Source organism: Streptomyces sp. NBC_00448 (assembly GCF_036014115.1).
In the GTDB taxonomy this organism is placed as follows: domain Bacteria; phylum Actinomycetota; class Actinomycetes; order Streptomycetales; family Streptomycetaceae; genus Actinacidiphila.
In genome coordinates this window covers 429,027-454,573 of the sequence record NZ_CP107913.1, presented here as the reverse complement: position 1 = coordinate 454,573, position 25,547 = coordinate 429,027, and the positions used below count along the sequence as shown (strand labels likewise).

Annotated in this window: 23 protein-coding genes and 1 pseudogene; 7 read left to right on the top strand and 17 right to left on the bottom strand. The window is 73.9% G+C overall.

Annotation, left to right across the window (positions count from 1 at the left end):
- Positions 1–193 precede the first annotated feature (193 nt).
- Both OG370_RS02155 and pdxR read right to left on the bottom strand, forming a co-directional pair.
- Positions 194–1,657 (bottom strand): GNAT family N-acetyltransferase, encoded by a 1,464-nt coding sequence (locus OG370_RS02155; RefSeq protein ID WP_328459968.1) that lies wholly within the window; start codon positions 1,655–1,657, stop codon positions 194–196.
- A gap of 81 nt (positions 1,658–1,738) precedes the next feature.
- The gene (gene pdxR, locus OG370_RS02150) at positions 1,739–3,319 is read right to left on the bottom strand and encodes a MocR-like pyridoxine biosynthesis transcription factor PdxR (RefSeq protein WP_443060601.1); all 1,581 of its coding nucleotides are present in this window, start codon (positions 3,317–3,319) and stop codon (positions 1,739–1,741) included.
- Positions 3,320–3,366: 47 nt separating this feature from the next.
- Here pdxR and OG370_RS02145 point away from each other — a divergent pair, with 47 nt between their 5' ends.
- Positions 3,367–4,353, top strand: coding sequence for a DMT family transporter (locus OG370_RS02145; RefSeq protein ID WP_328459966.1), 987 nt, complete (start codon positions 3,367–3,369; stop codon positions 4,351–4,353).
- Positions 4,354–4,726: 373 nt separating this feature from the next.
- Here the strand turns inward: OG370_RS02145 and OG370_RS02140 are convergent, their stop codons facing one another.
- Both OG370_RS02140 and OG370_RS02135 read right to left on the bottom strand, forming a co-directional pair.
- Positions 4,727–6,205 (bottom strand): NCS2 family permease, encoded by a 1,479-nt coding sequence (locus tag OG370_RS02140; protein ID WP_328459964.1) that lies wholly within the window; start codon positions 6,203–6,205, stop codon positions 4,727–4,729.
- Positions 6,206–6,509: 304 nt separating this feature from the next.
- Entirely contained in the window at positions 6,510–7,256 is a 747-nt protein-coding gene (locus OG370_RS02135; RefSeq protein WP_328459962.1) for an SDR family oxidoreductase, read from the bottom strand.
- Between the two features lie 366 nt (positions 7,257–7,622).
- Between OG370_RS02135 and OG370_RS02130 the strand changes: the two genes are divergently transcribed.
- Positions 7,623–8,387, top strand: a complete 765-nt coding sequence (locus OG370_RS02130) for a GntR family transcriptional regulator (protein ID WP_328459960.1) — start codon at positions 7,623–7,625, stop codon at positions 8,385–8,387.
- Between the two features lie 195 nt (positions 8,388–8,582).
- On the opposite strand, the gene OG370_RS02125 is transcribed toward OG370_RS02130, so the two are convergent.
- A complete protein-coding gene (locus OG370_RS02125) occupies positions 8,583–9,740 on the bottom strand; it encodes an ROK family protein (RefSeq protein WP_328459958.1) in 1,158 nt (385 codons plus the stop codon).
- Positions 9,741–9,974: 234 nt separating this feature from the next.
- On the bottom strand, positions 9,975–10,856 hold the full coding sequence (locus OG370_RS02120) for a helix-turn-helix domain-containing protein (protein ID WP_328459956.1): 882 nt from the start codon (positions 10,854–10,856) through the stop codon (positions 9,975–9,977).
- 174 nt (positions 10,857–11,030) lie between these two features.
- Between OG370_RS02120 and OG370_RS02115 the strand changes: the two are divergent.
- Positions 11,031–11,360 (top strand): annotated as a pseudogene (locus OG370_RS02115) (alpha/beta hydrolase); the annotation flags it as partial.
- Between the two features lie 679 nt (positions 11,361–12,039).
- The gene (locus tag OG370_RS02110; RefSeq protein ID WP_328473726.1) at positions 12,040–12,726 is read left to right on the top strand and encodes a LysR substrate-binding domain-containing protein; all 687 of its coding nucleotides are present in this window, start codon (positions 12,040–12,042) and stop codon (positions 12,724–12,726) included.
- On the opposite strand, the gene mug is transcribed toward OG370_RS02110, so the two are convergent.
- The 8 genes from mug to OG370_RS02070 all read right to left on the bottom strand — a co-directional run bounded on the left by mug (position 12,713) and on the right by OG370_RS02070 (position 20,977).
- Complete coding sequence (gene mug, locus OG370_RS02105; RefSeq protein WP_328473724.1) at positions 12,713–13,336, bottom strand: G/U mismatch-specific DNA glycosylase; 624 nt, start codon at positions 13,334–13,336, stop codon at positions 12,713–12,715. The two genes, OG370_RS02110 and mug, sit on opposite strands and share 14 nt — an antisense overlap.
- On the bottom strand, positions 13,333–14,766 hold the full coding sequence (gene purB / locus OG370_RS02100; RefSeq protein ID WP_328459954.1) for an adenylosuccinate lyase: 1,434 nt from the start codon (positions 14,764–14,766) through the stop codon (positions 13,333–13,335). Before purB ends, mug begins: the two co-directional genes overlap by 4 nt.
- 40 nt (positions 14,767–14,806) lie before the next feature.
- The gene (locus OG370_RS02095; RefSeq protein WP_328459953.1) at positions 14,807–15,649 is read right to left on the bottom strand and encodes an SGNH/GDSL hydrolase family protein; all 843 of its coding nucleotides are present in this window, start codon (positions 15,647–15,649) and stop codon (positions 14,807–14,809) included.
- Between the two features lie 67 nt (positions 15,650–15,716).
- Complete coding sequence (locus OG370_RS02090; RefSeq protein ID WP_328459951.1) at positions 15,717–16,058, bottom strand: hypothetical protein; 342 nt, start codon at positions 16,056–16,058, stop codon at positions 15,717–15,719.
- Positions 16,059–16,085: 27 nt separating this feature from the next.
- Positions 16,086–17,816: an aa3-type cytochrome oxidase subunit I gene (gene ctaD / locus OG370_RS02085; RefSeq protein ID WP_328459949.1), complete on the bottom strand. Its 1,731-nt coding sequence runs from the start codon at positions 17,814–17,816 to the stop codon at positions 16,086–16,088.
- A gap of 193 nt (positions 17,817–18,009) precedes the next feature.
- The gene (locus OG370_RS02080; protein ID WP_328459947.1) at positions 18,010–19,026 is read right to left on the bottom strand and encodes a hemolysin family protein; all 1,017 of its coding nucleotides are present in this window, start codon (positions 19,024–19,026) and stop codon (positions 18,010–18,012) included.
- Complete coding sequence (locus OG370_RS02075) at positions 19,023–20,387, bottom strand: hemolysin family protein (RefSeq protein WP_328459944.1); 1,365 nt, start codon at positions 20,385–20,387, stop codon at positions 19,023–19,025. Before OG370_RS02075 ends, OG370_RS02080 begins: the two co-directional genes overlap by 4 nt.
- Positions 20,388–20,554: 167 nt before the next feature.
- Positions 20,555–20,977, bottom strand: a complete 423-nt coding sequence (locus OG370_RS02070; RefSeq protein ID WP_328459942.1) for a GNAT family N-acetyltransferase — start codon at positions 20,975–20,977, stop codon at positions 20,555–20,557.
- 156 nt (positions 20,978–21,133) lie between these two features.
- Here OG370_RS02070 and OG370_RS02065 point away from each other — a divergent pair, with 156 nt between their 5' ends.
- Both OG370_RS02065 and OG370_RS02060 read left to right on the top strand, forming a co-directional pair.
- The gene (locus OG370_RS02065) at positions 21,134–21,370 is read left to right on the top strand and encodes an antitoxin (RefSeq protein ID WP_328459941.1); all 237 of its coding nucleotides are present in this window, start codon (positions 21,134–21,136) and stop codon (positions 21,368–21,370) included.
- Entirely contained in the window at positions 21,367–21,738 is a 372-nt protein-coding gene (locus OG370_RS02060; RefSeq protein WP_328459940.1) for a fic family toxin-antitoxin system, toxin component, read from the top strand. The genes OG370_RS02065 and OG370_RS02060 overlap by 4 nt, the downstream gene beginning before the upstream one ends.
- Positions 21,739–21,799: 61 nt before the next feature.
- On the opposite strand, the gene bioD is transcribed toward OG370_RS02060, so the two are convergent.
- Entirely contained in the window at positions 21,800–22,537 is a 738-nt protein-coding gene (gene bioD, locus OG370_RS02055; RefSeq protein WP_328459939.1) for a dethiobiotin synthase, read from the bottom strand.
- A gap of 80 nt (positions 22,538–22,617) precedes the next feature.
- Here bioD and OG370_RS02050 point away from each other — a divergent pair, with 80 nt between their 5' ends.
- Positions 22,618–22,887, top strand: a complete 270-nt coding sequence (locus OG370_RS02050; protein WP_443060600.1) for a 3,4-dihydroxy-2-butanone-4-phosphate synthase — start codon at positions 22,618–22,620, stop codon at positions 22,885–22,887.
- Between the two features lie 109 nt (positions 22,888–22,996).
- On the opposite strand, the gene OG370_RS02045 is transcribed toward OG370_RS02050, so the two are convergent.
- Together OG370_RS02045 and bioB are read right to left on the bottom strand one after the other, a co-directional pair.
- Positions 22,997–24,301 carry an adenosylmethionine--8-amino-7-oxononanoate transaminase gene (locus tag OG370_RS02045; RefSeq protein ID WP_328459936.1) on the bottom strand — a complete coding sequence of 435 codons (1,305 nt, stop codon included), beginning with the start codon at positions 24,299–24,301 and terminating at the stop codon, positions 22,997–22,999.
- Entirely contained in the window at positions 24,294–25,520 is a 1,227-nt protein-coding gene (gene bioB / locus OG370_RS02040; protein WP_328459933.1) for a biotin synthase BioB, read from the bottom strand. Before bioB ends, OG370_RS02045 begins: the two co-directional genes overlap by 8 nt.
- Positions 25,521–25,547 lie beyond the last annotated feature (27 nt).

Here is a 25,547-nt window from a genome sequence, read left to right as displayed (position 1 = left end):
GCGCGGCGTCACCTGGGTTGGTCGCGCGGTACCGGGCGCTGTCGCTTCGCCTGCTCATGACGGCAGGTGATCCGCCCGGCGGCGGGCGGATTCACCGACTCCCCGCCGCCCGGCGGCTCCTGGCGGGTGTGCGCACGGCGTCGCCGCGGCCACCGGCCGCCTCGTACGCGGGTGTCCGCTGCCGCGGTACGCGTCACACCGGGCGGTCGATCGCCGTCCAGGGCAGCGGCGCGGGCGTGCCGTCGGCCGAGGCGGGCAGCGTGGCGGTGATCACGAGGGTGCCGTCCTCGACCTGGTAGTCCTGCGGCAGGTCCAGTTCCCGCATCGCCGCGGTCATCCCGGTGTTGGTGGAGCGGGTGACCGCGTAGACACTCTCACGGCCCGCCTGCGCGGCGAGTTCGACGAGCCTGCGCAGCAGCGCGGCGCCGATGCCGCGGCGCTGCCACGCGTCCTCGACGAGCAGCGCGACCTCGCTCTCCTCGCCGTCCCACAGCAGATGGCCGAGGGCGACCAGCCGGCCGGCGGCGGTCTCGACCGCGAGCGACTGGCCGAAGCGCGGGCTGAGCAGGTGGGTGAGGTAGCGGTCCGCGTCGCCGACGGGGCCGTGGTAGCGCTGGGCGAGGGTGCCGGGCGAGCAGCGTTCGTGCATCGCGAGCGCCGCGTCCAGGTCCTCGGGGTGGGCCCGGCGCAGGCTGATCTCCTGGCCTGCGGGGAGGGTGAGGACGTCGCGGCGGTGCGGCACGCGCACGCCGAGCCGGGCGTCCAGCTCCACCAGGGCGCGTGCCCGGGCGAATTCGGTGGGCGTGAACGGCAGGTGCTCGCGGCGCACGGTGATCACGCCACCGGACGGGTCGCGCAGCCGCATCACCGTCGGCGCGTCCTCGCCGGAGCGGGCGGCCGCGGTCCGTCCGTCCTGCTCCGCCGGCTCCTCGCGCACTTCCTGCCCGTCGATCCGCGTGTCGATGCGCTCGTCGAGCTGCCCGGCGGGCGTCGAGCTGATCGTGCAGCGGCCGAAGAGCTGGCGCAGCGCCAGCGGCAGTTCGGCGGCGTCCAGCGCGGTGCGGGTGGCCAGGGTGAGCATCCGGGTCGGCGTGTCCACCAGGTCGTGGGCGTCGGCCCGCTCCATCCAGGTGTCGGTGCCTCCGGCGTCCGCGACGGATGCGGCGAGGGCGGCCGCCGGGAGCGCGGCCGGCGCCCGCAGCAGGAACTCGTCCACGGTGCCGTCGGCCAGCGGGTGCGTCTGGAGGGTGACGATGTCCACCCGGTGGCGGGCCAGGGCCGTGCACACCGCGCCGAGCGTGCCGGGGGCGTCGCGCACGGTCGTGCGCATCCGCCACAGCGCGGTCGCGGCAGGGGCGGAGTCCGAGGCAGGGTCCGCGGCTGTGTCCGTGGCGGGGGCGGGGGAGGCGCCGGCCGGGGCGGGCGCGCCGGGCGCAAGCCGTACGAAGCCGCGGCCGCGCCACCACGTGCCCAGGCCGGCGGCGACCAGCAGCCCGCCCGCCGAGGCGATCGCCAGCGCTCTCCCCTCCGGGCCGGCGCCCACCATGTCGGCCACGGGGCCCGCGGCGGCCGTCAAGGCCGACAACGCGGCCACGAAAGCGAGTTCACGGCCCCTGTGACGGCGCCGTGCGGAGGCAGAGGAGGTCGGATGCGGCATACGGCAACCATGCCGAACGCGTGTTGCGCGATCACGAACACACCGTGACCGGACGGTAAAGGGGTGCTCTTTTCGGTTAACTCATCGTATGAACCGCTTCGCCGCCTTCGGGTTCCCGCGCCGGGCGCCGGCGCCCCGGCCGCCGTCGCAGGTGCCCAGCGCCCGCACCGCCCGGCTGATCGCCTCCGGTGACAGGTGCGCGTAGCCGACCACGAGGGCGACCTCGTCCGGGGCCGGCGCGGTCGGCGCGTCCGCCGTGGCCGCGTCCCGGGCGGGCGCCGCGCGGTAGTCCGACAGCGGGCGCAGCCGGATACCGGCCGCCGCGGCCCGCGCGAGGAAGCGCTCCTGCGGCCCGTAAACGGCCGGCAGCGTGACGATCGCGTGCAGCCCGGCGGCGATGCCGCCGACCCGGGCGCCCGGCAGGTGCTCGGCCAGGGCGGTGACGAGGGCGTCCCGCCGCGGCCGGTAGAGCCGCTGGCAACGGCGCAACTGCCGGTCGTACTGCCCGGTGGTGAGGAAGTGCGCGAGGACGGCCTGCTCGGTGACGGGGTTGCCCAGGTCCATGGTCCGCTTGCGCGCCGCCGCCTCCGCGACCACGTCCGGCGGTGCCACCAGCCAGCCCAACCGCAGCCCCGGCGCGAGGGACTTGCTCACCGACCCGGTGTACGCGACACGGCCGGGCGCGAGTCCCTGGAGCGCGCCGACCGGCGCCCGGTCGTAGCGGAAGTCCCCGTCGTAGTCGTCCTCGACCACCAGGCCGTCCACCGACCGCGCCCAGCCGGCCAGTTCGGCGCGCCGGGGCGCGGAGTACGCCACCCCGGAGGGGAACTGGTGGCAGGGCGTCACGATCGCGGCGCGCACACCCGTGGCGGCCAGCGCGTCGACCCGCAGCCCGTCGGGATCGACCGGTACCGGCACCGCCGACAGGCCGACCGCGGCCAGCAGTTCGCGCAGTTCCGGGCTGCCCGGGTCCTCCACCGCGACCGCCCGGTGGCCACGGGCCCGCAGTACCATACCGAGCAGGGTGTGCGCTTGCGCCACCCCGGAGACCACCATCACCTGGTCCGGCTCCGCGGCCACGCACCGGCGCCGTACGAGCAGTTCGGCCAGCGCCTGGCGCAGCTCCGGCAGGCCGCGCGGATCGGGGTAGCCGAACGCGGAGTGCGGCAGCCGGGCCACGATCCTGCGGTGCGCGGCCGACCACGCCGCCCGCGGGAAGAGCGAGAGGTCCGGCAGGCCCGGCCGCAGGTCCGCGGGGCCGCCCCGGTCGTCCTCGGCGAAGCCGCTCGCCACGGGCACCGCGGGGCCGGCGGAGGTCCGCGCCACCCAGGTGCCCGCCCCCTGCCGGCCGGTCAGATAGCCCTCGGCGGTCAACTGCTCGTAGGCGTCGGTCACCACGCCCCGCGACACGCCCAGATCGGCGGCCAGTGCCCGGCTCGACGGCATCCGCACCCCGGCCGCCAGGCGCCCGGAGCGCACCTCCTCCCGCAGCGCCGACTGCAGCGCCCGGCCGCGCCCGCGCGGGGCGACGTCCAGCGACGGCAGCAGCACCTCCCACGCGGCCATGCCCTCGGGACGCGCGCCCGGCGGATCGGCCGGCGCATCGCCCGCCGCATCGCCGGACCCACCGCCCGCCGGTGAAGTGGTCCCCCTACTTCCCATGAAAGTGGACCTTAAAGCAGACCGCCTCGCGTCCGTACGGTCCGGGTATGAACTCCTCCTCCCGCAGCGGCGCGCTCTTCGCCGCGGTCGCCTGCGTCCTGGTGGGCGCGTCCTTCACCGCCGGCGGCGCGCTCGTCCACTACCCGCACGCCGGCGGCCAGGCACTGCGCTACGGCGCCGCGTTCCTGCTGCTGGCCGGCCCGGCGTGCCGCGGTGGGAGCGGCCGGCTGCGCGCGCTCGGCGTACGCCAGTGGGCGCTGGTCGCGGCCGTCGCCGCGGTCGGCATGGTCGGCTTCAACCTGTCGGTGCTCGCGGCGGAGCGCACCGCGCAACCGGCGGTGCCCGGCGTGCTGGTGGGCTGTGCGCCCGTGGTGGTGGCCGTGCTGGTCCCGCTGGCCGCGGGACGCCGGCCGGGCACGGCCGTCACCGGGGGAGCGGTGCTGGTGGCGGCGGGCGCGTTCGCCGTGCAGGGCTGGGGCGGCACGGACGGGCGGGGCCTGGCCTGGTCGGTGGCGGCGCTGGGCGGCGAGGTGGGCTTCGCGCTGCTGGCGGCGCCGCTGGTACGGCCGCTGGGCCCGCTGCTGCTGTCCACCTGCGTCTGCGGGTTCGCCGCGGTGGAGGCCGCGGTGCTCGCCGCGGTCGGCGACGGGTTCCGTACCCCGACCGGACCCGAGGCGCTGGCGCTGGGCTGGCAGGCGGTCGTCGCGACCGTGATCGGGTTCGTGTGCTGGTATGCCGGGTTCCAGCGGCTGGGCACCGAGCGGGCCGCGCTCTTCTCCGGGCTGATCCCGGTCTCGGCGGCGCTGACCGCGCCGGTGGTCTCGGTCGGGACGCTGGGGGTGGGCCAGTTGGCCGGCAGCGCGCTGGTCGCGGCGGGCGTGGCGGTCGGCTCGGGCGCGCTGCGCGGGGTACGCGGGGTACGCGGGCGGGCGTACGGTTCCGGCGGCGGCTCGGCGCTGCGGGAGGCCCCCGGTACGGCGGTGGACGGGCCTGCGGGCGGGGAGGAGCCGGTTCCGGCGGCGCGTCGGCGCTGACCGGGGGCGGGCCGGGGCGGCTCGGGAGGGCCGGTCGCGGGTGCGGCGGAGCGGTGCGGGAACGGCGCGGCGCACAGGTCGGAAACCCAGTTCGCATTTATGCGCGCGGGGCGGGAACTCCGCCGGGATGGGGGGAGTTGTCTCAGTACGGGCCGGTGCGCGCACCGGCCCGGCCAGCGGCTCCGACCGGGCGCCCCCGTCCCGGTCGGAGCTTCGAAGGCCGTCCGCGTGTCTGCCGGCCCCCTCCTCCGGCGGACCGCGGACGGCGCGCGGGGGAGGGCGCGGGCCCGGCGGGCATGCCGGGTTCCGTACGGCCGTCGGGCCGCTCGTCCGCAGGACCGCGGTTCCGGCCGGACCGCCCGCCGGGGCCGGGCTACTTGACGCCGAACGCCTGCTGGAGCGGGTCGATCGCGAAGTAGGCGAGGAAGAAGAGCGACACGCACCACACCAGCGGGTGCACCTCGCGGATCTTGCCGAGCGCCGTCTTGAGCACGACGTAGGACAGGAAGCCGGCGCCGATGCCGTTGGTGATGCTGTAGGTGAAGGGCATCACCGCGATGGTCAGGAACGCCGGGATGGCGGTGTCGTACTCGGTCCAGTCGATGGTGCGCACCTGCGCCATCAGCAGGAAGCCGACCGCGACCAGCGCCGGCGCCGCCGCCTGCGAGGGCACCACCCCGGCCAGCGGCGACAGGAAGAGCGCCAGCGCGAACAGCACCCCGGTGACCACGCTCGCCAGCCCGGTGCGGGCCCCCTCGCCGACGCCCGCCGCCGACTCGACGTACGCGGTGTTGGAGGACGACGACGCCATGCCGCCGGCGACCGCCGCCGCGCCGTCGATGAACAGCACCCGGCCGATGTTCGGCACCCGGCCCTCCTTGTCGAGCAGACCCGCCTCGCTGGAGATGCCGACGATCGTGCCCATCGCGTCGAAGAAGTCCGACAGCACCAGCGTGAACACCGACAGCACGCAGGTCACCACACCGGCGTCGCGGAACCCGCCGAACAGACTGAAGTGGCCGACCAGTCCGAAGTCCGGGGTGGCGACGGCCTTGTGCGGGACGGTCGGCGGGTTGAGCCCCCAGGCCAGGTCGGGGATGTCCGCGATCTTGTTGACGATGAGCGCCACGATCGTCATGACCACGATGCTGATCAGGATCGCGCCGCGCATCCGGCGCGCGACCAGGGAGATGGTGAGCAGGACGCCGACGCAGAAGACCAGGACCGGCCAGCCGGTGAGGGTGCCGGTGCCGCCGAGCTGCACCGGGGTGGTGGTACTGGCCGCGTCCGGGATGCGGGTGACGAACCCGGCGTCGACCAGGCCGATGAAGGCGATGAACATGCCGATGCCGACGGCGATCGCCTTCTTGATCGCCTGCGGGATGGCTTCCATGATCGCCTGCCGCAGGCCGGTGACGACCAGCACGCAGATCAGCAGGCCCTCCAGGACGACCAGGCCCATCGCGTCCGGCCAGCTCATCTTGGGTGCCAGCTGGTAGGCCACCACGGCGTTGAGGCCGAGCCCGGTGGCGATGGCCAGCGGCAGGTTGCCGCCCACGCCCATGATCACCGTCATCACCGCGGCCACGAGCGCGGTGACGGTCAGCACCTGCCCCGGGGAGAGGCTGTGGCCGTACTTGTCCAGCACCGGGTGGGCTTTGCTGCCGCTGAGGATGATCGGGTTGAGCACCAGGATGTAGGCCATCGCGAAGAAGGTCGCGAGCCCGCCCCGCACCTCCCGCCCGGGCGTGGAACCCCGCTGGGATATCCGGAACCACCGTTCCAGGAGGTGGTTGGCCGGCGGCGGCGCGGGTGCGGGCTTCACGGCGTCGTCGGCGACGGAACCGGGCATGGTGCTCCTCTGAAGTTGTCCGAAGTCGGTTGCGGGGCAACCGGATTGTGCCCCCGCGAAGCGCCGCGCGGGTTACCCCCGGGTTACCCCGTATCACCGTCGGGTTTCGGCCATGCTCAGGTCAACACTTGTGCCGCGGAAAGATCACCGTGGAAGCGGCTCGACGCGGTGGGGGAGGCGTACGGAGCGGGTGGGTTGCCCCGCCGCCCGGTCAGTACACCGCCCGGTCCGTACGCCGCCCGATACGCCGCCGCCCGGGCCGCCCGCCGCCGGTGCCGCCCGCTCGGTCCGCCGCCCCCGGTGGCTACAGCCCGCCCGTCACCCGCAGGACCGCACCCGTGGTGTACGACGCGTCGGGCGAGAGCAGCCACGCCACCGCGCCGGCCACCTCCTCCGGCTGTCCGGGGCGCCGCATCGGGATGCGGTCGCTCTTGCGCCACGGTCGCTGCGCGTCGCCCATCGCCGCGTGGATGTCGGTCACGATCATCCCGGGCTGCACCGAGTTGACCCGCACGCCCTCCTCGGCCAGTTCCTTCGACAGGCCGACCGTCATCGCGTCGACCGCCGACTTGCTCGCCGCGTAGTGCACGTACTCGCCGGGGCTGCCCAACGTGGCCCCGCCCGAGGAGATGTTCACGATCGCGCCGCCCTCCCCGCCGTACCGCGTGGACATGTCCAGCACCGCGCGGCGGGCGCAGATCAGCGCGCCCATCACGTTGACGTCGACGACCCGGCGCATCACCTCGACCGGGGTCTCCGCGAACCGGCCGAGCGGGCCGGTGATGCCCGCGTTGTTCACCAGGCCGGTGGCGGGGCCGAGTTCGTCGCGCACCGCGCCGAAGAACGTGTCGACCTGCTGCTCGTCGCTGGTGTCGACCTGGTGCACCAGGCAGGTGCCGCCGCCCGCGCGGATCTGCCGGGCCACGTCCTCCGCGGCGTCCTTGGCCCGCTCGTAGCCGATCGCGACCTGGTGGCCGGCGGCGGCCAGCCGCAGCGCCACCGCCGCCCCGATGCCGCGGCTGCCACCCGTGACCACGGTGACCTGAACCATCGCCCTGCTCCTCGCTGTGCCGTTCGTCATGTCGCGCTGTGTTCGTGCTGTGTCCGTGCCGTGCGGCGTCGTGCCCTCGGCGCCCACTCCGCCCGGCCGTACACCGTCCCCGCTCTGTCCCGCGGAGATCACGAACGCTATTGCAGCACACCGTCAACATCGTATGAACGTCACATGTATCCGGTTCCGCCACGCATGGGTGGGTTCGAGGATTGGTCTTGACCAAGTTTGCGACGCGCCTCTATCGTCCTAGTAGTGCAAGGACCTTTAATAAACACTGGTTCGGAAACAAGGCTTAACAAGGCGTAACAAGGTGTGACCCCGGCAGGGTCCGGCGGCCACGACCACGGCGATTGCGAGGACAGGGTGGGGACCACGCAGCTCGAAGCGGTGCAGGAGCCGAAGTACTGGCACCTCAAGACCGTGCTGAACGACGCCCTCGACTCGGAGTTCGAGGTCGGCGAGATCCTGCCCAACGAGCGTGACCTCGCCGCGCGCTTCGGCGTCGCGCGGGCCACGCTCCGCCAGGCGCTCGAACAGCTCGAGCTGGAAGGCCGGCTCCAGCGCAGGCGCGGCGTGGGCACCACCGTGGCGCCGCCCAGGATCGGCGTGGCCGTCGGCCCGTCGGCGAACGTGTGGCCCGGTGCCGTGCGCGACGCCTGGAACACCGTGGGCTGTGTCGAGGCCGCCGCCCCCGCCGCGATCGCCGCGCTGCTCGGCACCGACCGCGAGGAGGCGGTGCACACCGTCCGCCGCGAGCGGGTCACCCAGGGCCAGCCGGTCGCCACCGAACTGCTCTACGTGCCGTCCGCGTCCGTGCCCGGGCTGTCGACGCTGCTCACCCCGGCCGAGCACGGCCCCGCGGTGCTGCGCGAACTGCACGTCCTGGAGCTGGAGGGCGAGGACCGCTCCGTCGAGCTGGGCTCGGCCCGCGCCGAGGACGCCAAGCAGCTCGACCGGTTGCCCGGTGCGCCCGTCCTGGTGGTCACCACCCGCTACTACGCGGCCGGCCGTGTCGCCGCCGCCTCCGTCGCGACGTACCGCGCCGACACCTGCCGGCTCACCTTCGGCGACTCCGGCGCGCTGGAAGTGCTGCACGACCAGCCCGGCAGCCGCCGCCAGGCGTCCTGACGGCCGGGCCCGTACCCGGCCCGCCCGCGCTCCACCCCCGGCCCGCTTCCGTGAACCACGGGAGCGGGCCGCGGTCGTGCGCGTACGGCGCCGCGCGTCCCGGGCCCGTACCGGCGCCCTGCGCAGGACGCCGCGCGCAATACGCCGTAACCGACCCTGGCCGGCCGTCAGTCCGCCCCGACCGGCCGAGTCCGCTCAGTGCCGGGGCAGCGACGTCTGCTCGACCGCGAACAACTGCTCCTCCACGTGGTCCAGCGCCAGCCGCAGCGCCCCCGTGGCGATCGCCTCCTGGCCCAGCGCGGACAGCACCACGTTCGGCGGCCGCAGGCAGTAACGCGCCAACTCCGCGCGCAGCGGCTCCAGTACGCCGTCGAGACCGGCCGCCCAGCCGCCGACCACCACCAGTTCCGGGTCGATCGCCAGCACCAGCGCGGCCACGTCGTGCACCAGCCGGCGCAGGAACCGGTCCAGCGCGTCCTTCGCCTGCACGTCGCCCTCGCGGGCCAGCGCGAACACCCGCTCCACGGCGGGCTCGTCCAGCGGGTGCAGCGGGGTCCCGGTGGTCGACAGCAGGTGCTCGGGGGTCACCTCGCGCCCCAGCAGGTGCAGCGCGCCGATCTCCCCGGCCGCGCCACCGAAACCGCGGTGCAGCCGCCCCCCGATCAGCGAACCGGCGCCCGGGCTCAGCCCGGCCAGCACGAACACCACGTCGTCCGTGCCGACCGCGGCGCCCTTCCAGTGCTCGGCGACCGCGGCCAGGTTCGCGTCGTTCTCCACCAGCACCGGGCAGCGGAAGGAGCGTTGCAGCCGCTCGCCGAGCGCCAGCCCGGTCCAGCCCGGCAGCGCCGTGCCCAGCCGCACCTCGCCGCCCGCCTCCACGATGCCCGGACTGCCCACCCCCACCGCCCACAGCGTGCTGCGCGCCACGCCGGCCTTGCGCAGCAGGTCGGCGACGGTGCCGCGGACCCGGTCGATCCGGTCGTCGGCGCCGGCCGCCTCCGCCACGTCGTGGCCGAGCGTGTCCAGCACCTGGCCGCTGAGGTCGGACAGCACCGCGCGCACCTGGTGCGCGCCGATCTCGACACCCAGCAGGTGCCCGGCCTCGGCGTGGAAGCGGAACCGGCGGGCCGGCCGGCCCTGCTTGCGGGTGTCGCCCGGCTCCGGGGCGACCTCGACCACCAGGTCCGACTCGGTCAGTCCCTCGATGACGCCCTCGACCGTCGGGCGGGACAGCCCGGTGGTGTGCACCAGCTCGGTGAGCGTGGGGGTCTGCGCTCCGCGCAACGCGTGGAGGACGACCGCGGAGTTGATCCGCCGGAGCAGGGACGGGTCCCCACCGGTGAGGCGCTCCAAGGTGTGTCCTCCCAGCCTGTACCTGTGTGTGGCGGATCGTACCCGGCGCGGAGCCACCCGGCGAGTGCCGCCGGGCACCCTTCCGCCCGACTGCGCCCGACCACGCCCGGCCGGCCCCGCACCGGCCTGCCGCGTGCCACCGCCGCACACCGTACGACCTGCTGGGACGCCGGCGCAGCGGAGCCCGGATGCCGGCCGGCATCGGGTCGCGTCGGTGTCCGCGCGGCGAAGTTATCAGGGTTGCGACGAGGCGCGCGCGGGGCGGGGTCCGCCGGACCACCGCAGGAGGAAGTCCAGCGCGTCACGGGACTTCGCGTCGTGGGCGGTGTAGGCGGCCAGCAACTGGTCGGCGTCGGTGTCGACGGACAACTGCTGGACGTCCAGGGTCAGCTCGCCGGCGGTGGGGTGGCGGATGCGCTTGGTCAACTGCCGGGGCCCGGCCACGCGGTAGTCGGCCCACCAGGCGCGGAAGTCCGCGTCCTTCTCGTTCAGCTCGGCGATCAGGGCGCCGAGGTCCGGGTCGTCGGGGTGCCGGCCGGACTCCATGCGCAGCACCGCGACGCACTCGCGGGCCACCACGGGCCAGTCCACGTACTGCGCGCGGAAGGCGTCGTCGAGGAAGGTCAGGCGGATGATGTTGCGCCGGGCCGGGGGCAGCGCGGCGAAGTCGGTGAGCAGGGCGGCCGCCGCGCGGTTCCAGGCCAGGACGTCCATCCGCCGGTGGATGACCATCGCCGGGACGTCGTGCATGTCGTCCAGGAGCTGCCGCAGGCGCGGGGCCACGTCCGGCAGCCCCGGGGCACGGGCGGCCTTGCGCGGGGAGATGTCGGCGAGGCCGAAGAGGTAGTCGCGCTCGTCCGGCGTCATCTGCAGCGCGTCCGCCAGGGCGTCCAGGACGGCGCGGGAGACCTTGCGGGTACGCCCCTGTTCGAGCCGGACGACGTAGTCGAAGCTCACGTGGGCGAGCTGCGCCAGCTCCTCCCGGCGCAGTCCCGGCACGCGGCGCAGCCCGCCGTGGTGCGGCAGCCCGGCCCGGCGCGGATCGAGGGCGGCACGGCGGGCGCGCAGGAACCCGCCCAGCTCGTTGCCGTCTCCGGGTTCGTGGTGGCGGTCCATACCGCCACTCTCCTCCCGGACGCGTCGGGGTGCCTGGTACCGGACTCCCTAGGCACACCCCTCCCTGGCACCGGGCATCCCGCGGCGTGACGGTGGAGCGTGTGGCCACGACGGCCACCGGGCTCCGCGGGTCGCCGCGGTCCCGTTTCGCCAAGGGATGTGGAGCACCACCCCATGCGTATCGATGTGACGTTCGACAGCGCCGGTCTCACCCTGGCCGGGCACCTCTTCACCCCCGACACCGCTGCCGCCGGGCCGCGTCCGGCGATCGTCGTGTCGCACCCGATGACCGGCGTGAAGGAGCAGACCGCCGGCCTCTACGCGGCGCGGCTGGCCCGGGCCGGCTTCGTGGCCCTCGCCTTCGACGCGGCCCACTGGGGCGACAGCCAGGGCCTGCCGCGCTTCCTGGAGGACCCCGCGCAGCGGGTCGAGGACATCAAGAGCGCCGTCACCTTCCTCAGCGTCCGCGACGAGGTCGACCCCGAGCGGATCGGCGCGCTCGGCATCTGCGCCTCGGGCGGGTACGTCGCCGCGGCGGCCGCGACCGATCACCGGATCAGGGCCGTCGGCACCGTCAGCGCGGCCGACGAGGGGAGCTGGTTCCGCGACGGGCTCGGCGGCACCCGGACGCCCGACGAACTCGCGGCGATGCTGGACCTGTCCGCCGCCGCCCGTACCGGCGAGGCACGCGACGGCGAGGTCCGCAGGCAGCAGATCCACCCCGAGGACGAGCCCGAGCGCGGCGAGGTGAAGAAGAGCATCACCCGCCACATCCACGAGGGCTGGGACTACTACCGCACCGAGCGGGCCCATCACCCCCGCACCGAGAACTGGTTCGCGGCGCGCAGCCTGGACCTGCTCACCCAGTTCGACGCGTTCCGGCTGGTCGCGCTCATCGCGCCGCGCCCGCTGCTGATGATCGCCGGCACCGAGGCCGTCTCCGACCACTTCACCGTCGGAGCGATCGAGCAGGCGCGCGAGCCCAAGGAGCTGTTCTGGATCGACGGCGCCGACCACGTCGACCTCTACGACCGCGACGAGTACCGTCACCCCAGCCGTCGAGAAGCTCACCGGGTTCTTCGCCGAGGCGCTCAAGGCGCCCGAGACCGTGGCGGCGTGACGGCGCACCCGGAAGGGGGCGGCGGCGTGCGGGCGTGGACGGCCGCCGAACTTCGCGCGATCGATCGTCCTCGCCGCGGGCCAGGCGACGCGCACCGCCCGCTCCGCGGCACGGGCCCACACCGTCACCGTCGGATACGTCGAGGACCTCGTCGTCACCGCCGCGGTGCGAGAGCTGCGCCGCCGGTTCCCCGAGGCCCACGTCCGCACCCGGCACCTGGACTGGAACGAGACGCGCGCCCTGCCCGACCGCAAGGTCGACGTGCTCGTCGCCCGCACCCCGCTGCCCATCCCGGACGACGGCCTGAGCGTGAGCGTGCTCTACGACGAGCCGCGCGCGCTGCTGGTGCCCGCGGACCACCGCCTGGCCGGCAAGGAGTCGGTCGGCCCGGACGACTTCGCGGGGGAGCCCCTCATCGCCTGCGCGGGCATGGCCGCGGCCTGGACCGTCTTCTGGCGGCTGAACCCGCATCCGGAGGGCGGTTCGGCCCCGCTCGGCCCGCTGCCCGCCGAGACCTTCGAGGACAAGCTCGAAGGCGTCGCGGACGGGCGCTCCGTCGCCCCGGTGCCCGCCTACGACCGCCGCTGCGCCGACCGGGACGACCTCGCGGTGGTGCCGGTCGACGGCATCGAGCCGTGCCAGGTGGTCGTCGCCACCCGGGCCGGTGACCGCAGCCCGCTGGTGGCCGGCTTCCGGGAGGCGGCGGACCGCCTGCTCCGGCCCCCGCGGGGGGAGTTCAGCGGCTCCTGAGCCGGGCCCCGGGTGCCACCGCCGCAGCGGCGCCCGCGTCCGTGTCCGGCTCCGGGGTCGTGTCCGCCGGGCCCTCGGCGAAGGCCGCCACGCGCAGCCGGGCGAACTCCTCGGCCAGGGCCGCCGGCGTCCAGTGCGCGTTCAGGCCGCTGGGGCTGGGCAGCACCCAGACCCGGGTGGCGCCCAGCGTGCGCTCCTGCGGCCCGACCACGGCGCGCTTGTCGGCGAACGCGACCCGGTACGCGGTGACACCGAGCACCGCGAGCCATCGCGGCCGGTGCCGGGCCACCTTCGCGGTCAGCGCCCGGCCGCCCGCGACCAGTTCCTCCGCGGTCAGCTCGTCGGCCCGCGCGGTCGCCCGCGGCGCCACGTTCGTGAGCCCGAAGCCGAGCGCGAGCACGTCCTCCTGCTCGGCGGGCGCGTACCGGCGCGGGGTGAAACCCGAGGCGTGCAGCGCCGGCCAGAACCGGTTGCCCGGCCGGGCGAAGTGCTCGCCCCGGTACGCCGACATCAACCCCGGGTTGATCCCGCAGAACAGCACGTGCAACCCCGGCCCGACCACGTCCCGCAGCGTGCGGGTGCGGGCCTGCGCCAGTTCCCCCGGCGTCAGAGGATCGCCCCCGGCCGGTACGCCGCCGCGCGCGGGTACGCCTTGACGACCTCCTCGACCCGGCGAGCGACCTCCGCGACCTGATCGCCGGCGGCGCCGGTGAACGACAGCCGGTCGGCCATCAGCGCGTCCAGCGCGGCCCGGTCCAGCGGGATACGCGGGTCGGCGGCGAGCCGGTCCAGCAGTTCGTTGCGCTCGGTGCCCTGCTCGCGCATGGCCAGCGCCGACGCGACCGCGTTCTCCTTGATCGCCTCGTGCGCGGCCTCCCGGCCCACCCCGGCCCGCACCGCGCCCATCAGCACCTTCGTGGTGGCCAGGAACGGCAGGTAGCGGTCCAGTTCCCGCGAGACGACCGCCGGGAACGCCCCGAACTCGTCGAGCACCGTCAAGAACGTCTCCAGCAGCCCGTCGAACGCGAAGAACGCGTCCGGCAGCGCCACCCGGCGCACCACCGAGCAGGACACGTCGCCTTCGTTCCACTGGTCGCCGGAGAGCTCACCGGTCATCGAGGCGTAGCCGCGCAGCACCACCATCAGGCCGTTGACCCGCTCGCAGGAGCGGGTGTTCATCTTGTGCGGCATCGCCGAGGAGCCGACCTGGCCGGGCTTGAAGCCCTCGGTGACCAGTTCGTGCCCGGCCATCAGCCGGATCGTCTTGGCCAGCGACGAGGGCGCCGCTGCCAGTTGCACCAGCGCGGTCACCGCCTCGTAGTCCAGCGAGCGCGGGTAGACCTGGCCGACGGAGCTGAACGCCCGCGAGAAGCCCAGGTGTTCGGCGACCCGGTGCTCCAGCTCGGCGAGCCTGCCGCTGTCCCCGCCGAGCAGGTCCAGCATGTCCTGCGCGGTGCCGACCGGGCCCTTCACGCCGCGCAGCGGATACCGCGCCAGCAGCTCCTCGACCCGCCCGAACGCCACCAGCAGCTCGTCGGCCGCCGTGGCGAACCGCTTGCCGAGCGTGGTCGCCTGCGCCGCGACGTTGTGCGAGCGGCCCGCCATCACCAGCTCGCCGTACTGCCCGGCGAGCTGGCCGAGCCGGGCGAGCACCGCGACCGTGCGGTCCCGCGCGTGCTCCAGGGACAGCCGGATCTGCAGCTGTTCGACGTTCTCGGTCAGGTCGCGCGAGGTCATGCCCTTGTGCACCTGCTCGTGCCCGGCGAGCGCGTTGAACTCCTCGATCCGGGCCTTCACGTCGTGCCGGGTGACCTTCTCGCGCTCCGCGATCGAGTCGAGGTCGACCTGCTGCAGCACCCGCTCGTAGTCCTCGATCGCCCCCGGCGGCACCTCGATGCCCAGGTCCGCCTGGGCACGCAGCACCGCCAGCCACAGCCGGCGCTCCAGCACCACTTTCTGCTCGGGCGACCACAGCGCGGCCAGCTCCGCGGAGGCATAGCGACCGGCGAGGACATTCGGGATACGCGGCTTGGCTGTCACGTGGGGAGATTCTACTGGTCGCGCGGGGTGTCCCGTACGGTCAGCCCTCGCCGCTCGGGACCGTGCGCGCGGCGCGCGGGGCGTACGGCGCGGCGCCGGGCAGGTCGTACGGCAGCAACTCGGCGCGCTTGGGGCTGCGGCCGTCGCCGCTGGACCGCCCGGTCAGGCGACGGCCGATCCACGGCAGCAGGTGGGCGCGGGTGAAGCGCAGGTCGGACACGCGGCGGGCGGTCCAGCCGGCGCGCACCTCCGGCGGCAGCGGGCGGGTCCACTCCGCCTGCTCGGGCAGGCCGAGCGCCTGCCAGACCGCCTCGGCGACCCGCTCGTGGCCCTCCGCGGTCAGATGCAGCCGGTCCTCGGCCCACATCCGTGCGTCGCCCAGCACCTGTGCCCCGTACAGGTCGACGACGACCGCGCCGTGCGCGGCCGCCAGCGACTCCACGAAGTCGAACAGCTCCACCATCCGCGGCAGGAACCGCGTCGCCACCGGGCCCCGCCTGATCGGGCTGCGCATCAGCACCAGGCGGTCGCAGGCGGGGGCGAGGCGCTGTACGCAGCTCTCCAGCACCTCGCACACCGCCGCCACGTCGCAGCCGGGCCGCAGGACGTCGTTGAGCCCGCCGACCAGTGTGATCACGTCCGGGCGCATCGCGGCCGCCGCGTCCACCTGCTCGTCGGAGATCTGCCGGATCAGCTTGCCGCGTACCGCGAGGTTGGCGTACCGCACGCCCTCGCCGCCCGCTTCCCGGGACGCGGCCGCCAGCCGCGCCGCGAGCAGGTCCGCCCACCCGCGGTACGAACCGTCGGGCAGCAGATCCGACATGCCCTCGGTGAAGGAGTCCCCGACGGCGACGAGGCTGGAGTACGTGGCTGGCGTCTGCATGGCACGCAGATCCTACCGGCGGGAAACGCGGTGGTGGCGGCGCCCCCGGCGCCGCCGGCGTGTGCCGTCAGCGGGTCAGGTACGCGGCGGCGCCCAGGGCGCCGGCCGTCGCCCCGGCGCCGACCACGGCGGCCGCCACGCAGCGCCTTCTGAGGTACGCGTAGCGCTCGCTGTACTCGCCGCGCAGCTCCGCGGCGCGGTCGATGACGCGCCGCAGCGTCTGGCGGGACAGCCGCACCCGGTCGGCGACATAGACCCGTTCGACCTCCTCGCGCTGCGCGGTGGTCAGCCAGGGCAGATGGGCGGTGAAACCGGCAGCCTCGCGGCGCGCCTGCGCCAGCTCGGCGTTCCACAGCAGGTAGCCCTCGATCCGGTCGAGCCCTGAGTGGTCGTTCCTGTCCGCGCCCACGCGTTGGTCCCGTCCGGTCGTCGGCAGCTACTGGTGGGTGTCGCCCCGCGGCACGGTGATGGACCGGTCGGGCCGGTGCGAGGCGTCGTCGAGGGTCGAGATCTCCGGGTGGTGCAGGTCGAACGCGGGGGACTCGGAGCGAATCCGGGGCAGCGTGACGAAGTTGTGCCGCGGCGGCGGGCAGGAGGTCGCCCACTCCAGCGAACGGCCGTAGCCCCACGGGTCGTCGACCCCGACCTTCTTGCCGTACTTCGCCGTCTTCCACACGTTGTAGAGGAACGGCAGCATCGACATGCCGAGCAGGAACGAGCTGATCGTGGAGACCGTGTTCAGCGTGGTGAAGCCGTCCGCCGCGAGGTAGTCCGCGTAGCGGCGCGGCATTCCGATGACACCCAGCCAGTGCTGGACCAGGAAAGTCCCGTGGAAGCCGAAGAACAGCGTCCAGAAGGTGATTTTCCCGAGCCGTTCGTCGAGCATCTTGCCGGTCATCTTCGGCCACCAGAAATGGAATCCGGCGAACATCGAGAACACCACGGTGCCGAAGACGACGTAGTGGAAGTGCGCGACCACGAAATAGGAGTCCGAGACGTGGAAGTCCAGCGGAGGCGACGCCAGGATGACACCGGTCAGCCCGCCGAAGAGAAACGTGATCAGGAAGCCGATGGACCACAGCATCGGCGTCTCGAAACTCAGTGATCCCCTCCACATCGTGCCGATCCAGTTGAAGAACTTCACACCGGTCGGCACCGCGATCAGGAAGGTCATGAACGAGAAGAACGGCAGCAGCACCGAGTCGGTGACGTACATGTGGTGCGCCCACACCGTCACCGAGAGGCCGGCGATGGCGATCGTCGCCGCGACCAGCCCCAGATATCCGAAGATCGGCTTGCGGGAGAAGACCGGGATGATCTCGGTGATGATCCCGAAGAACGGCAACGCGATGATGTAGACCTCGGGGTGGCCGAAGAACCAGAAGAGGTGCTGCCACAGGATCGCGCCGCCGTTGGCCGCGTCGAAGACGTGTGCCCCGAACTTCCGGTCGGCCTCCAGGCACAGCAGCGCGGCGGCCAGCACCGGGAAGGCGAAGAGGACCAGCAGCGAGGTGAGCACCACGTTCCAGCAGAAGATCGGCATCCGGAACATCGTCATGCCAGGGGCGCGCATGCAGATGATCGTGGTGATGAAGTTGACGGCGCCGAAGATCGTGCTGAAGCCCGTCATCACCAGGCCCATGATCCACATGTCGGCACCGATGCCGGGCGAGTTGATCGCGTTGGACAGCGGCGAGTACGCGAACCAGCCGAAGTCGGCCGCGCCCTGCGGGGTGACGAATCCGCCGACCGCGATCAGCGAGCCGAAGAGGTAGAGCCAGTAGGCGAGCATGTTCAGCCGCGGGAACGCCACATCGGGCGCGCCGATCTGCAGCGGCATGATCCAGTTGGTGAATCCCGAGAACAGCGGTGTCGCGAACAGCAGCAGCATCACGGTACCGTGCATCGTGAACGCCTGGTTGTACTGTTCCGCGGACAGGAACTGAAGGCCGGGGCGGGCGAGTTCGGCCCGCATCAGCAGTGCCATGATGCCGCCGATGAGGAAGAAGGCGAACGTCGTCACCAGGTACATCGTGCCGATGGTCTTGTGATCGGTGGTGGTCGCCCAACTCACGAACACGCTGCCCGGGCGCTTCCGCCTGGCCGGCACCTCGTCCTCGTACGAATCGTCGACGCCGACCGGCTCCGCGGTGCTGCCAGCCGTCACTTCATCACTCCCCGCAATCGACGCCGGCCGGTCATCGGCCGTAGTGGAAGAATGGCAATCCACCAGGCCTTTTCCGAAGCGGCCTCGCCGACAGGTCAGCCGGGTTGATCAATAGTCGGGTAGATCGAAAGTCGGGAATGCGCATTGCGCGGCACGCCGGAACTGCCGTGCGCGCCGGTCGGGTGCCCGAGGGTCAGGGCCGGCCCCGCCCCACCAGCTCCTTGAGGACGTCCTCCATGGTGACCAGGCCGACCCCGTGCCCGTCGGCGTCCACGACGGCGGCGAGGTGGGCGCGGCCGGCGCGCATCGCGGTGAGGACGTCGTCGAGCGGGGTGGCCGCGCCGACGCGGGTGATCCGGCGCAGCGCCGACCGGGGGAAGGGCTCGTCGCGCGGCTCGGCGTCGAGGGCGTCCTTGACGTGGAGGTAGCCGAGGACGCGCCCGTCGTCGTCGGCGACCGGGAAACGGGAGAAGCCGGACCGGGCACTCAGGGCCTCCAGCTCTTCCGCGGTGATGCCGAGCCGGGCGCGCACCACCCGCTCCGGCGGCACCACGATCTCGCCGACGGGCCGCCGCCCGAGCTCCAGCGCGTCCCGCAGCCGCTCGGCGGCCCGTTCGTCCAGCAGCCCGGCGGCGCCCGCGTCCACCACCATCCGCGACAGCTCGTCGTCGGAGAACACCGCGGCGATCTCGGTGCGCGGTTCCACCCGCGCCAGCTTCAGCCCGACGTTGGCGAGGGCGTTGATCGCGAAGATCAGCGGACGAAGCGCCCGGGTGAGCGCGACCAGGGGCGGGCCCAGCAGCAGGGCGGACCGCACGGGGTCGGCGAGCGTGATGTTCTTCGGCACCATCTCCCCGAAGAGCATGTGCAGATAGGTCGCCACCGCCAGCGCGATCACGAACGACACCGGGTGCGCCGCGCCGTCCGGCACGTGCGCGGCATGGAAGAGCGGCTCCAGCAGGTGCTCGATGGCCGGCTCCGCGACGATGCCGAGCACCAGCGTGCAGGCGGTGACGCCGAGCTGGGCGGCGGCCAGCAGCGGTGAGACGTGTTCGAGGCCCCACAGCACCCGCCGCGCCCGCCGGTCGCCCGCCTCGGCGCGCGGCTCGATCTGGTCGCGGCGCACCGAGATCATCGAGAACTCGGCGCCGACGAAGAAGGCGTTCACCACGATGGTGAGCAGGCCCACCACCAGCTGGACGGCGGTCACCGCGCGGCCCCCGTCCCGTCGGCGGCCGTACCGGCGGCGTCGCTGCCGGGCCCGCTCGGCGGGGACACCAGCCGGGCCCGCGCCGCGCGCCGCCCGCTCGCGTCGGTCACCTCGATCCGCCAGCCCTCCACCTCGACCACGTCACCGCGCTCCGGAATCCGCCCGAGCCGCTGGGCGACCAGCCCGGCCAGCGTCTCGTACGGCCCGTCGGGCGCGTGCAGCCCGATCCGCTCCAGCCGGTCCTCGGTACGGGCCGCGCCGTCCGCGTCGTAGATCCGGCGGCCCAGCGGGTCCTCGCGCAGGAAGAGCAGGTCGGGCGCTTCGAGCGGGTCGTGCTCGTCCCGCACCTCGCCGACCACCTCCTCCACGATGTCCTCCAGCGTGGCGACGCCCGCGGTGCCGCCGTACTCGTCGATCACCACGGCCATCGAGCGGCGGGCGGAGAACCGGTCCAGCAGTCGGTCCACGGCCAGGGAGTGCGGGACCAGCAGCGGCTCGCGCAGCAGCTCGGTGACCGGCACCCGGGGCCTGCGGTCGGCGGGGACCGCCAGAACGTCCTTGATGTGCACGGTGCCGATCACCGCGTCGAGGGTGCCGCGGTAGACCGGGAAGCGGGACAGCCCGGTGGCGCGGGTGGCGTTCGCGACGTCCTCGGCGGTGGCGCGCGCCTCCAGGGCGGTGACCTGCACCCGGGGCGTCATCACGTTCTGGGCGGTCAGGTCGGCCAGGCCGATGGTCCGGACGAACAGCTCGGCGGTGTCCGGCTCCAACGCGCCCGCCTTCGCGGAGTGCCGGGCCAGCGCGCGCAGCTCCTGCGGGCCGCGCGCGGAGGCCAGCTCCTCGGCCGGCTCCAGGCCCATCCGGCGCAGCACCCGGTTGGCGGTGTTGTTCAGGTGCCGGATCAGCGGCCCGAACGCTGTGCTGAACGCGCGCTGCGGCGTCGCGACCGCCTTCGCTACTTCCAGCGGCCGCGAGATCGCCCAGTTCTTCGGCACCAGCTCGCCGATGACCATCAGCGCCACCGTGGACAGCGCGGTGCCCAGCACCAGCGCCAGCGACGCCGCCCCGGACGTGGGCAACCCCGCCGCCCGCAGCGGCCCGCGCAGCAGCTTCGCGACCGACGACTCGGCCAACATGCCGATGATCAGCCCGGTGACGGTGATGCCGAGCTGCGCACCGGACAACTGCACGGTCAGCGAACGGACCGCGGCCAGCGCGGCCGCCGCCCCGCGCTCCCCGCCCGCCGCCGCGCGCTCCAGCTCGCCGCGCTCGACGGTCGTCAACGAGAACTCCGCGGCGACGAACACACCGCACACGAACGTGAGCAGCAGCGCCACCGCCACCAGGAGCGTTTCGATCATCGGAACACCTCACCCCCCATGATCAACCAGCCCCCGCCCACCCGCACCCACACAGACCCGGCAAAGTGCGCCCGGGTGCCCGATCAAGGGGCGCGGCAAGCCCCCCACCGGGGGATCGGTCCTGAGCCGACAGTACGGGGTAGCCGGGGGCCCGCCCAAGCCAGGCGCTAGCCCAACCACTTCGTCCAGCGCCGCCACTGCTCCTCCGGCAGGTAGCCGCCGGCCCGCCACGCGTGCTGCGCCCGTTCGTTCGCCACCAGCACCATCGCGTCGCCGCGCCGCCCCCCGAGCGCGAGGAACCGTTCCTCCGCTGCCTCCAGCAGTGCCCGGGCCACACCCTGCCTGCGGGCATCCGGGTGAACGGCCAGCCGGTACAGATGGCACCGCCAGCCGTCGAACCCGGCGATCACCGTCCCCACCAGGGCCCCGTCACGCTCGGCGAGCAGCAGGGCCTCGGGGTCCCGCGTGATCAGCCCGGCCACGCCCGTCTCGTCGTCACTGATGCTGGTGCCCTCCGCGGCCACCTGCCAGAAGGCCAGTACGGCGCGGGCGTCCGCGACAACTGCCGGTCGTATCCGAAGATCGCTCATGCGCCTCAGCCAACCAGCCCGGCTCGCCGCGCCCCGGAGGATTTCGCGATCCGAGACACGCGGAGGACACGCCGGCGACGCGCCCGGGCTGCGCGGTCCGGGCGATCCCGGAGAGCGCTCTTGCCGCTACTAGCACCCGAGCGCTAGCGTGGTCGCATGGCGAAAACCCAGTTGAACGTGCGGGTGGAAGAAGCCACCGCGGAGACGGCGCGGGAACGCGCCTCGCAGCGCGGCATCAGCGTGAACCGCTACATCGAGGAACTCGTCCAGCAGGACGAGGGGGAGAACGGCCGGGCCTTCGTCCAGGCCGCGGCCGACTTCATGAAGCGGTACGAAGCGGTCTTCGACGAGGAGTTCGGCAGCACGCCCCCCACCGGTGAAGGCGCCCGTTGACCCTGCGGATCGACCTCGCCTGGCTGCTGATGGTCGCCGAACACAACACACCGGGGGACCCACAGGTCACCGACTGGGGCGCGCTCGTCGCCGCCGTGAGCCGGCACCGCGCCGAGATATTCGGCCGCCCCGTCTACGGAGACGAGCACCTGCGGGCGGCCGCACTGCTCCAGTTGCTGCTGCACGTGCCGGCCCTGGAGCGGTCCAACGCGCTGTTCGCCACCGCCGTGGCCTACGCCTACCTCGTCGCGGAGGGGCTGAAGGTCACCACGTCGCCCGAGCAGGTCCGCGATCTGGCCCGCCTGGTCAAGGACGGCGGCGTCGGCGTCGACCGGATCGCCCGCGAGCTGCGCGCCTGGACCGGCTGAGGGTGTCGCCGGGGCGCCGATCCGGACCGGGCCACAAGCCCCCGCCCCGCTCCACCCCGGCCTACCCCTGCGCGGCGGGCTGCGGAGGCCCGTAGACGTGCGCGAAGGCGGCCGGGTCCCACACGCCGCCCAGCTGCGGAGCGAGCCAGTCACGGGCCGCGGCGCGGAACGCCGTCGGCGACAGGGACGCGGCAGCCTGCGGCAACGCGCCCAGCAGCGGCGCCCCCGCCGACTCCGGCAGGTCCAGCACGTTGCAGCGCTCGGCCAGGCCCGGTTCGCTCGCCCAACTGCCGATGATCACACCGAGGCAGGTGAGTTTGCGGGCCCGCATCGCCTCCGCGGTCAGCGCCGTCGCGTTCAACGTGCCCAGCCCCGCGGGCGCGACCAGCAGCACGCCCGCGTGCAGCAGCGACGCCGTGTCCGCCAGCGTGGAGCCCTTCTCGTCGTACCGCACCAGCAGCCCCCCGGCGCCCTCCACCAGCACCACGTCGTGCACGGCCGAGAGCTTCGCCGCGGCCTCGGCGATCTCCTCCGGGGTCACCGCCGCCCGCCCCGAGCGCCGCGCCGCCGTGGCCGGCGCCAACGGCTCCGGGTAGCGCGCCAGTTCCACCGCCGTCACCTCACCGGCCAGCCGCGCGACCTCCGCGGCGTCCCCGGGTTCGCCCTCGAGCACCCCCGTCTGCGCGGGTTTCAGCACCGCCACGCTCAGCCCCTGAGCCAGCGAAGCAGCCGCGACCGCCGCCGTCGCCACCGTCTTGCCCACCTCGGTGCCCGTCCCGGTCACCACAACGATCGCCATACCCGCACTCCCCTCGGAAAGCCCCCAGCATGCCCGCCCACCCCCCACCCCGCACAAACCGAGCCGCGACCGTACGGCGGTTGGCCGATCCGGACGCCCGGCCGGCGGACTTCCTGCGGCCCGGGCACGTCTTCCCCCTGGCCGCTCGCCCGGGCGGCCTCGCGGAGCGTGCCGGCCACACGGAAGCCACCGTCGCGCTGTGCACGGCGGCCGGACTGCCGCCGGTGGGCGTCTGCTGCGAGGTCATGAACCACGACGGCACCATGGCCAAGGCGGCCGATCTGGAGATCGCCGCGCTGCGCTGGGGCCTGCCGCTGGTGGACATGGCCGACCTGGCCCGGCACCTGTGAGGCCGGTCAGCGGCCGTGGACTCCACGACGACCCGCGCTTCTTCGCCGGGTGCCGCTCCCTGCGGGAGGGCGGCGCGGGGGCACCCCGGGCGGCCAGGGTGCCCCGGGTTCAGCCGGCGGCGGACGCCGCGACGATGGCCGCACTGATCCGGGCGACGTCCTCGTCCCCGGTGACGTAAGGGGGCATCGCGTAGACGAGGTCGCGGAAGGGCCGCAGCCATACGCCCGCGCGGACCGCGGCGCGGGTGGCCGCGTCGATGTCGACGGGGTGGTCGAGCTGGACCACCCCGATCGCGCCGAGCACACGGACATCGCGCACCCCGGGCAACTCGGCGGCGGGCGCGAGCCCTTCCCGCAGCCCGGCCTCGATCCGCTTGACCTCGGTCGCCCAGTCCTGGGTGAGCAGGACGTCGAGCGACGCGTTCGCCACGGCCGCGGCGAACGGGTTCCCCATGAACGTGGGGCCGTGCGCGAGCACGGGCACCTCGCCGCGCGAGATCCCCTCGGCCACCCGGGAGGTGCACAGGGCCGCGGCGAGGGAGACGTACCCCCCGGTGAGCGCCTTGCCGACGCACATCACGTCGGGTGCGATCCCCGCGTGCTCGGCCGCGAACAGCCTTCCGGTGCGGCCGAACCCGGTGGCGATCTCGTCGAGGACGAGCAGGACGTCGTGCTCGTCGCACGCCTCCCGCAGCACCCGCAGGTACGCGGGGGAGTGGAACGCCATCCCGCCCGCGCCCTGGACGACGGGTTCCACCACGACCGCGGCCAGCTCGTCGGCGTGACGCCCGATCAGCTCGCGCAGGTGGGCGGCGTACGCGGCCGACAGCTCCGTGTCGAACCCGGGCGGCGGCGCGTCCGCGAAGACCTGCTCCTGTAGCACCCCGGACCATAGATGGTGCATACCGCCATCCGGGTCACATACCGACATCGGCTGCCAGGTGTCGCCGTGGTATCCGCCGCGCCAGGTGAGCAGCCGCCGCTTGCCCGGCCGCCCCAGCGAACGCCAGTACTGCAGGCACATCTTGAGCGCCACCTCGACCGACACCGAGCCGGAGTCCGCGAGGAAGACGTGCCGCAACGGCTCCGGCGTGATCTCGACCAGCCGCGCGGCCAGCCGCACCGCAGGCTCATGGGTGAGCCCGCCGAACATGACGTGGCTCATCCGGTCCAGTTGGGCGTGGGCGGCCTCGTCGAGCACCGGGTGCCGGTAGCCGTGGATCGCCGACCACCAGGACGACATGCCGTCCACGAGCTCGGTCCTGCCCTGAGCGGGCGCGGCGAGCCGCAGTCGTACGCCCGAGGCCGACTCCACCACCAGGGGTTCCTGGCGGCCGGGCATCGGGCCGTAAGGGTGCCAGACGTGCCGCCGGTCCAGGTCCAGCAGCACGTCCACCGGCAGCGGTTCAGGCATTGGGCGGCAGGTCCGTCCCCGCGCCTCGCCGGCGCACGGCGACCAGGTCCGTACGGGGACCCGCGCCCGTGCCCGCACCTGAACCCGACGCCGTGCCGGCAGGCTGGCCCGTAGCCGTAGCCGTAGCCGTAGCCGGCTCGCCGGGCTCGCACGATCCGCAGGCCGTGTCGTGGGACCCGCAGCCCGAACCGGCCGCCGTGCGCGCCTCGTCGGAGCGCCGGTGCGCGGGCAGCGTGGTGGTCTCGGCGCCCTCCACCTCGAAGCCGGCGTCCGCGATCATGTCGAGGTCGGTCTGCCCGGCCTGCCCCTCGCTCGTCAGGTAGTCGCCGAGGAAGATCGAGTTGACCAGGTGCAGCGCGAGCGGCTGCATGCTGCGCAGGTGCACCTCGCGCCCGCCGGCCAGCCGTACCTCCACGTCCGGGCAGACGAACCGCACCATCGCCAGGATCCGCAGGCACCGCTGCGGGGTGAGGTTCCACTCCTTGGCCAGCGGGGTGCCCTCGAACGGGATCAGGAAGTTGACCGGCACCGAGTCCGGGTCCAGCGCCCGCAACGAGAACACCACGTCCACCAGGTCCGCGTCGCTCTCGCCCATCCCCGCGATCAGCCCCGAACACGCCGACAGCCCCGCCGCCTGCGCCTGCCGCACCGTGTCCACCCGGTCGGCGTAGGTGTGCGTCGTGGTGATGTCCGCGTAGGTGCCCTCGGACGTGTTGAGGTTGTGGTTGTACGCGTCCGCGCCCGCGGCCCGCAGCCGCTCCGCCTGGTCGCCCGAGAGCAGCCCGAGGCAGGCGCACACCTCCACGCCCTCGTTGCCGTCCTTGATCGCCTCGATGGTCTTCGACACCCGGTCCACGTCCCGGTCGGTCGGCCCGCGCCCGCTGGCCACCAGGCACACCCGCTTCGCGCCCCCCGACACCCCCGCCGTGGCCGCCGCGACCGCCTCGTCCGGCTTCAGCCAGGTGTACTTGAGGATGTCGGCCTGCGAGCCGAGCCGCTGCGAGCAGTACGAGCAGTCCTCCGGGCAGAGGCCGGACTTGAGGTTCACCAGGTAGTTGAGCTTGACCCGGCGACCGAACCACTGCCGGCGCACCCGGCCCGCCGCGGCCACCACGTCCAGCAGTTCGTCGTCGGAGGTCGCGAGCACCGCCAGCGCCTCGTCCCGCGTCGGCGGCTCGCGCCGCAGACCCTTGCCCACCAGTGCCGTCAGCAGATCCATGCCCGCAATCCTCGCGTACGGCGGCGG

Excerpts from the sequence above, each read along its gene's own strand:
- OG370_RS02155 (WP_328459968.1), bottom strand. The coding sequence starts at position 1,657 with ATGCCGCATCCGACCTCCTCTGCCTCCGCACGGCGCCGTCACAGGGGC.
- pdxR (WP_443060601.1), bottom strand. The coding sequence starts at position 3,319 with ATGGGAAGTAGGGGGACCACTTCACCGGCGGGCGGTGGGTCCGGCGAT.
- OG370_RS02145 (WP_328459966.1), top strand. The coding sequence starts at position 3,367 with ATGAACTCCTCCTCCCGCAGCGGCGCGCTCTTCGCCGCGGTCGCCTGC.
- OG370_RS02140 (WP_328459964.1), bottom strand. The coding sequence starts at position 6,205 with ATGCCCGGTTCCGTCGCCGACGACGCCGTGAAGCCCGCACCCGCGCCG.
- OG370_RS02135 (WP_328459962.1), bottom strand. The coding sequence starts at position 7,256 with ATGGTTCAGGTCACCGTGGTCACGGGTGGCAGCCGCGGCATCGGGGCG.
- OG370_RS02120 (WP_328459956.1), bottom strand. The coding sequence starts at position 10,856 with ATGGACCGCCACCACGAACCCGGAGACGGCAACGAGCTGGGCGGGTTC.
- OG370_RS02095 (WP_328459953.1), bottom strand. The coding sequence starts at position 15,649 with ATGCAGACGCCAGCCACGTACTCCAGCCTCGTCGCCGTCGGGGACTCC.
- OG370_RS02075 (WP_328459944.1), bottom strand. The coding sequence starts at position 20,387 with ATGATCGAAACGCTCCTGGTGGCGGTGGCGCTGCTGCTCACGTTCGTG.
- OG370_RS02070 (WP_328459942.1), bottom strand. The coding sequence starts at position 20,977 with ATGAGCGATCTTCGGATACGACCGGCAGTTGTCGCGGACGCCCGCGCC.
- OG370_RS02065 (WP_328459941.1), top strand. The coding sequence starts at position 21,134 with ATGGCGAAAACCCAGTTGAACGTGCGGGTGGAAGAAGCCACCGCGGAG.
- bioD (WP_328459939.1), bottom strand. The coding sequence starts at position 22,537 with ATGGCGATCGTTGTGGTGACCGGGACGGGCACCGAGGTGGGCAAGACG.
- OG370_RS02045 (WP_328459936.1), bottom strand. The coding sequence starts at position 24,301 with ATGCCTGAACCGCTGCCGGTGGACGTGCTGCTGGACCTGGACCGGCGG.
- bioB (WP_328459933.1), bottom strand. The coding sequence starts at position 25,520 with ATGGATCTGCTGACGGCACTGGTGGGCAAGGGTCTGCGGCGCGAGCCG.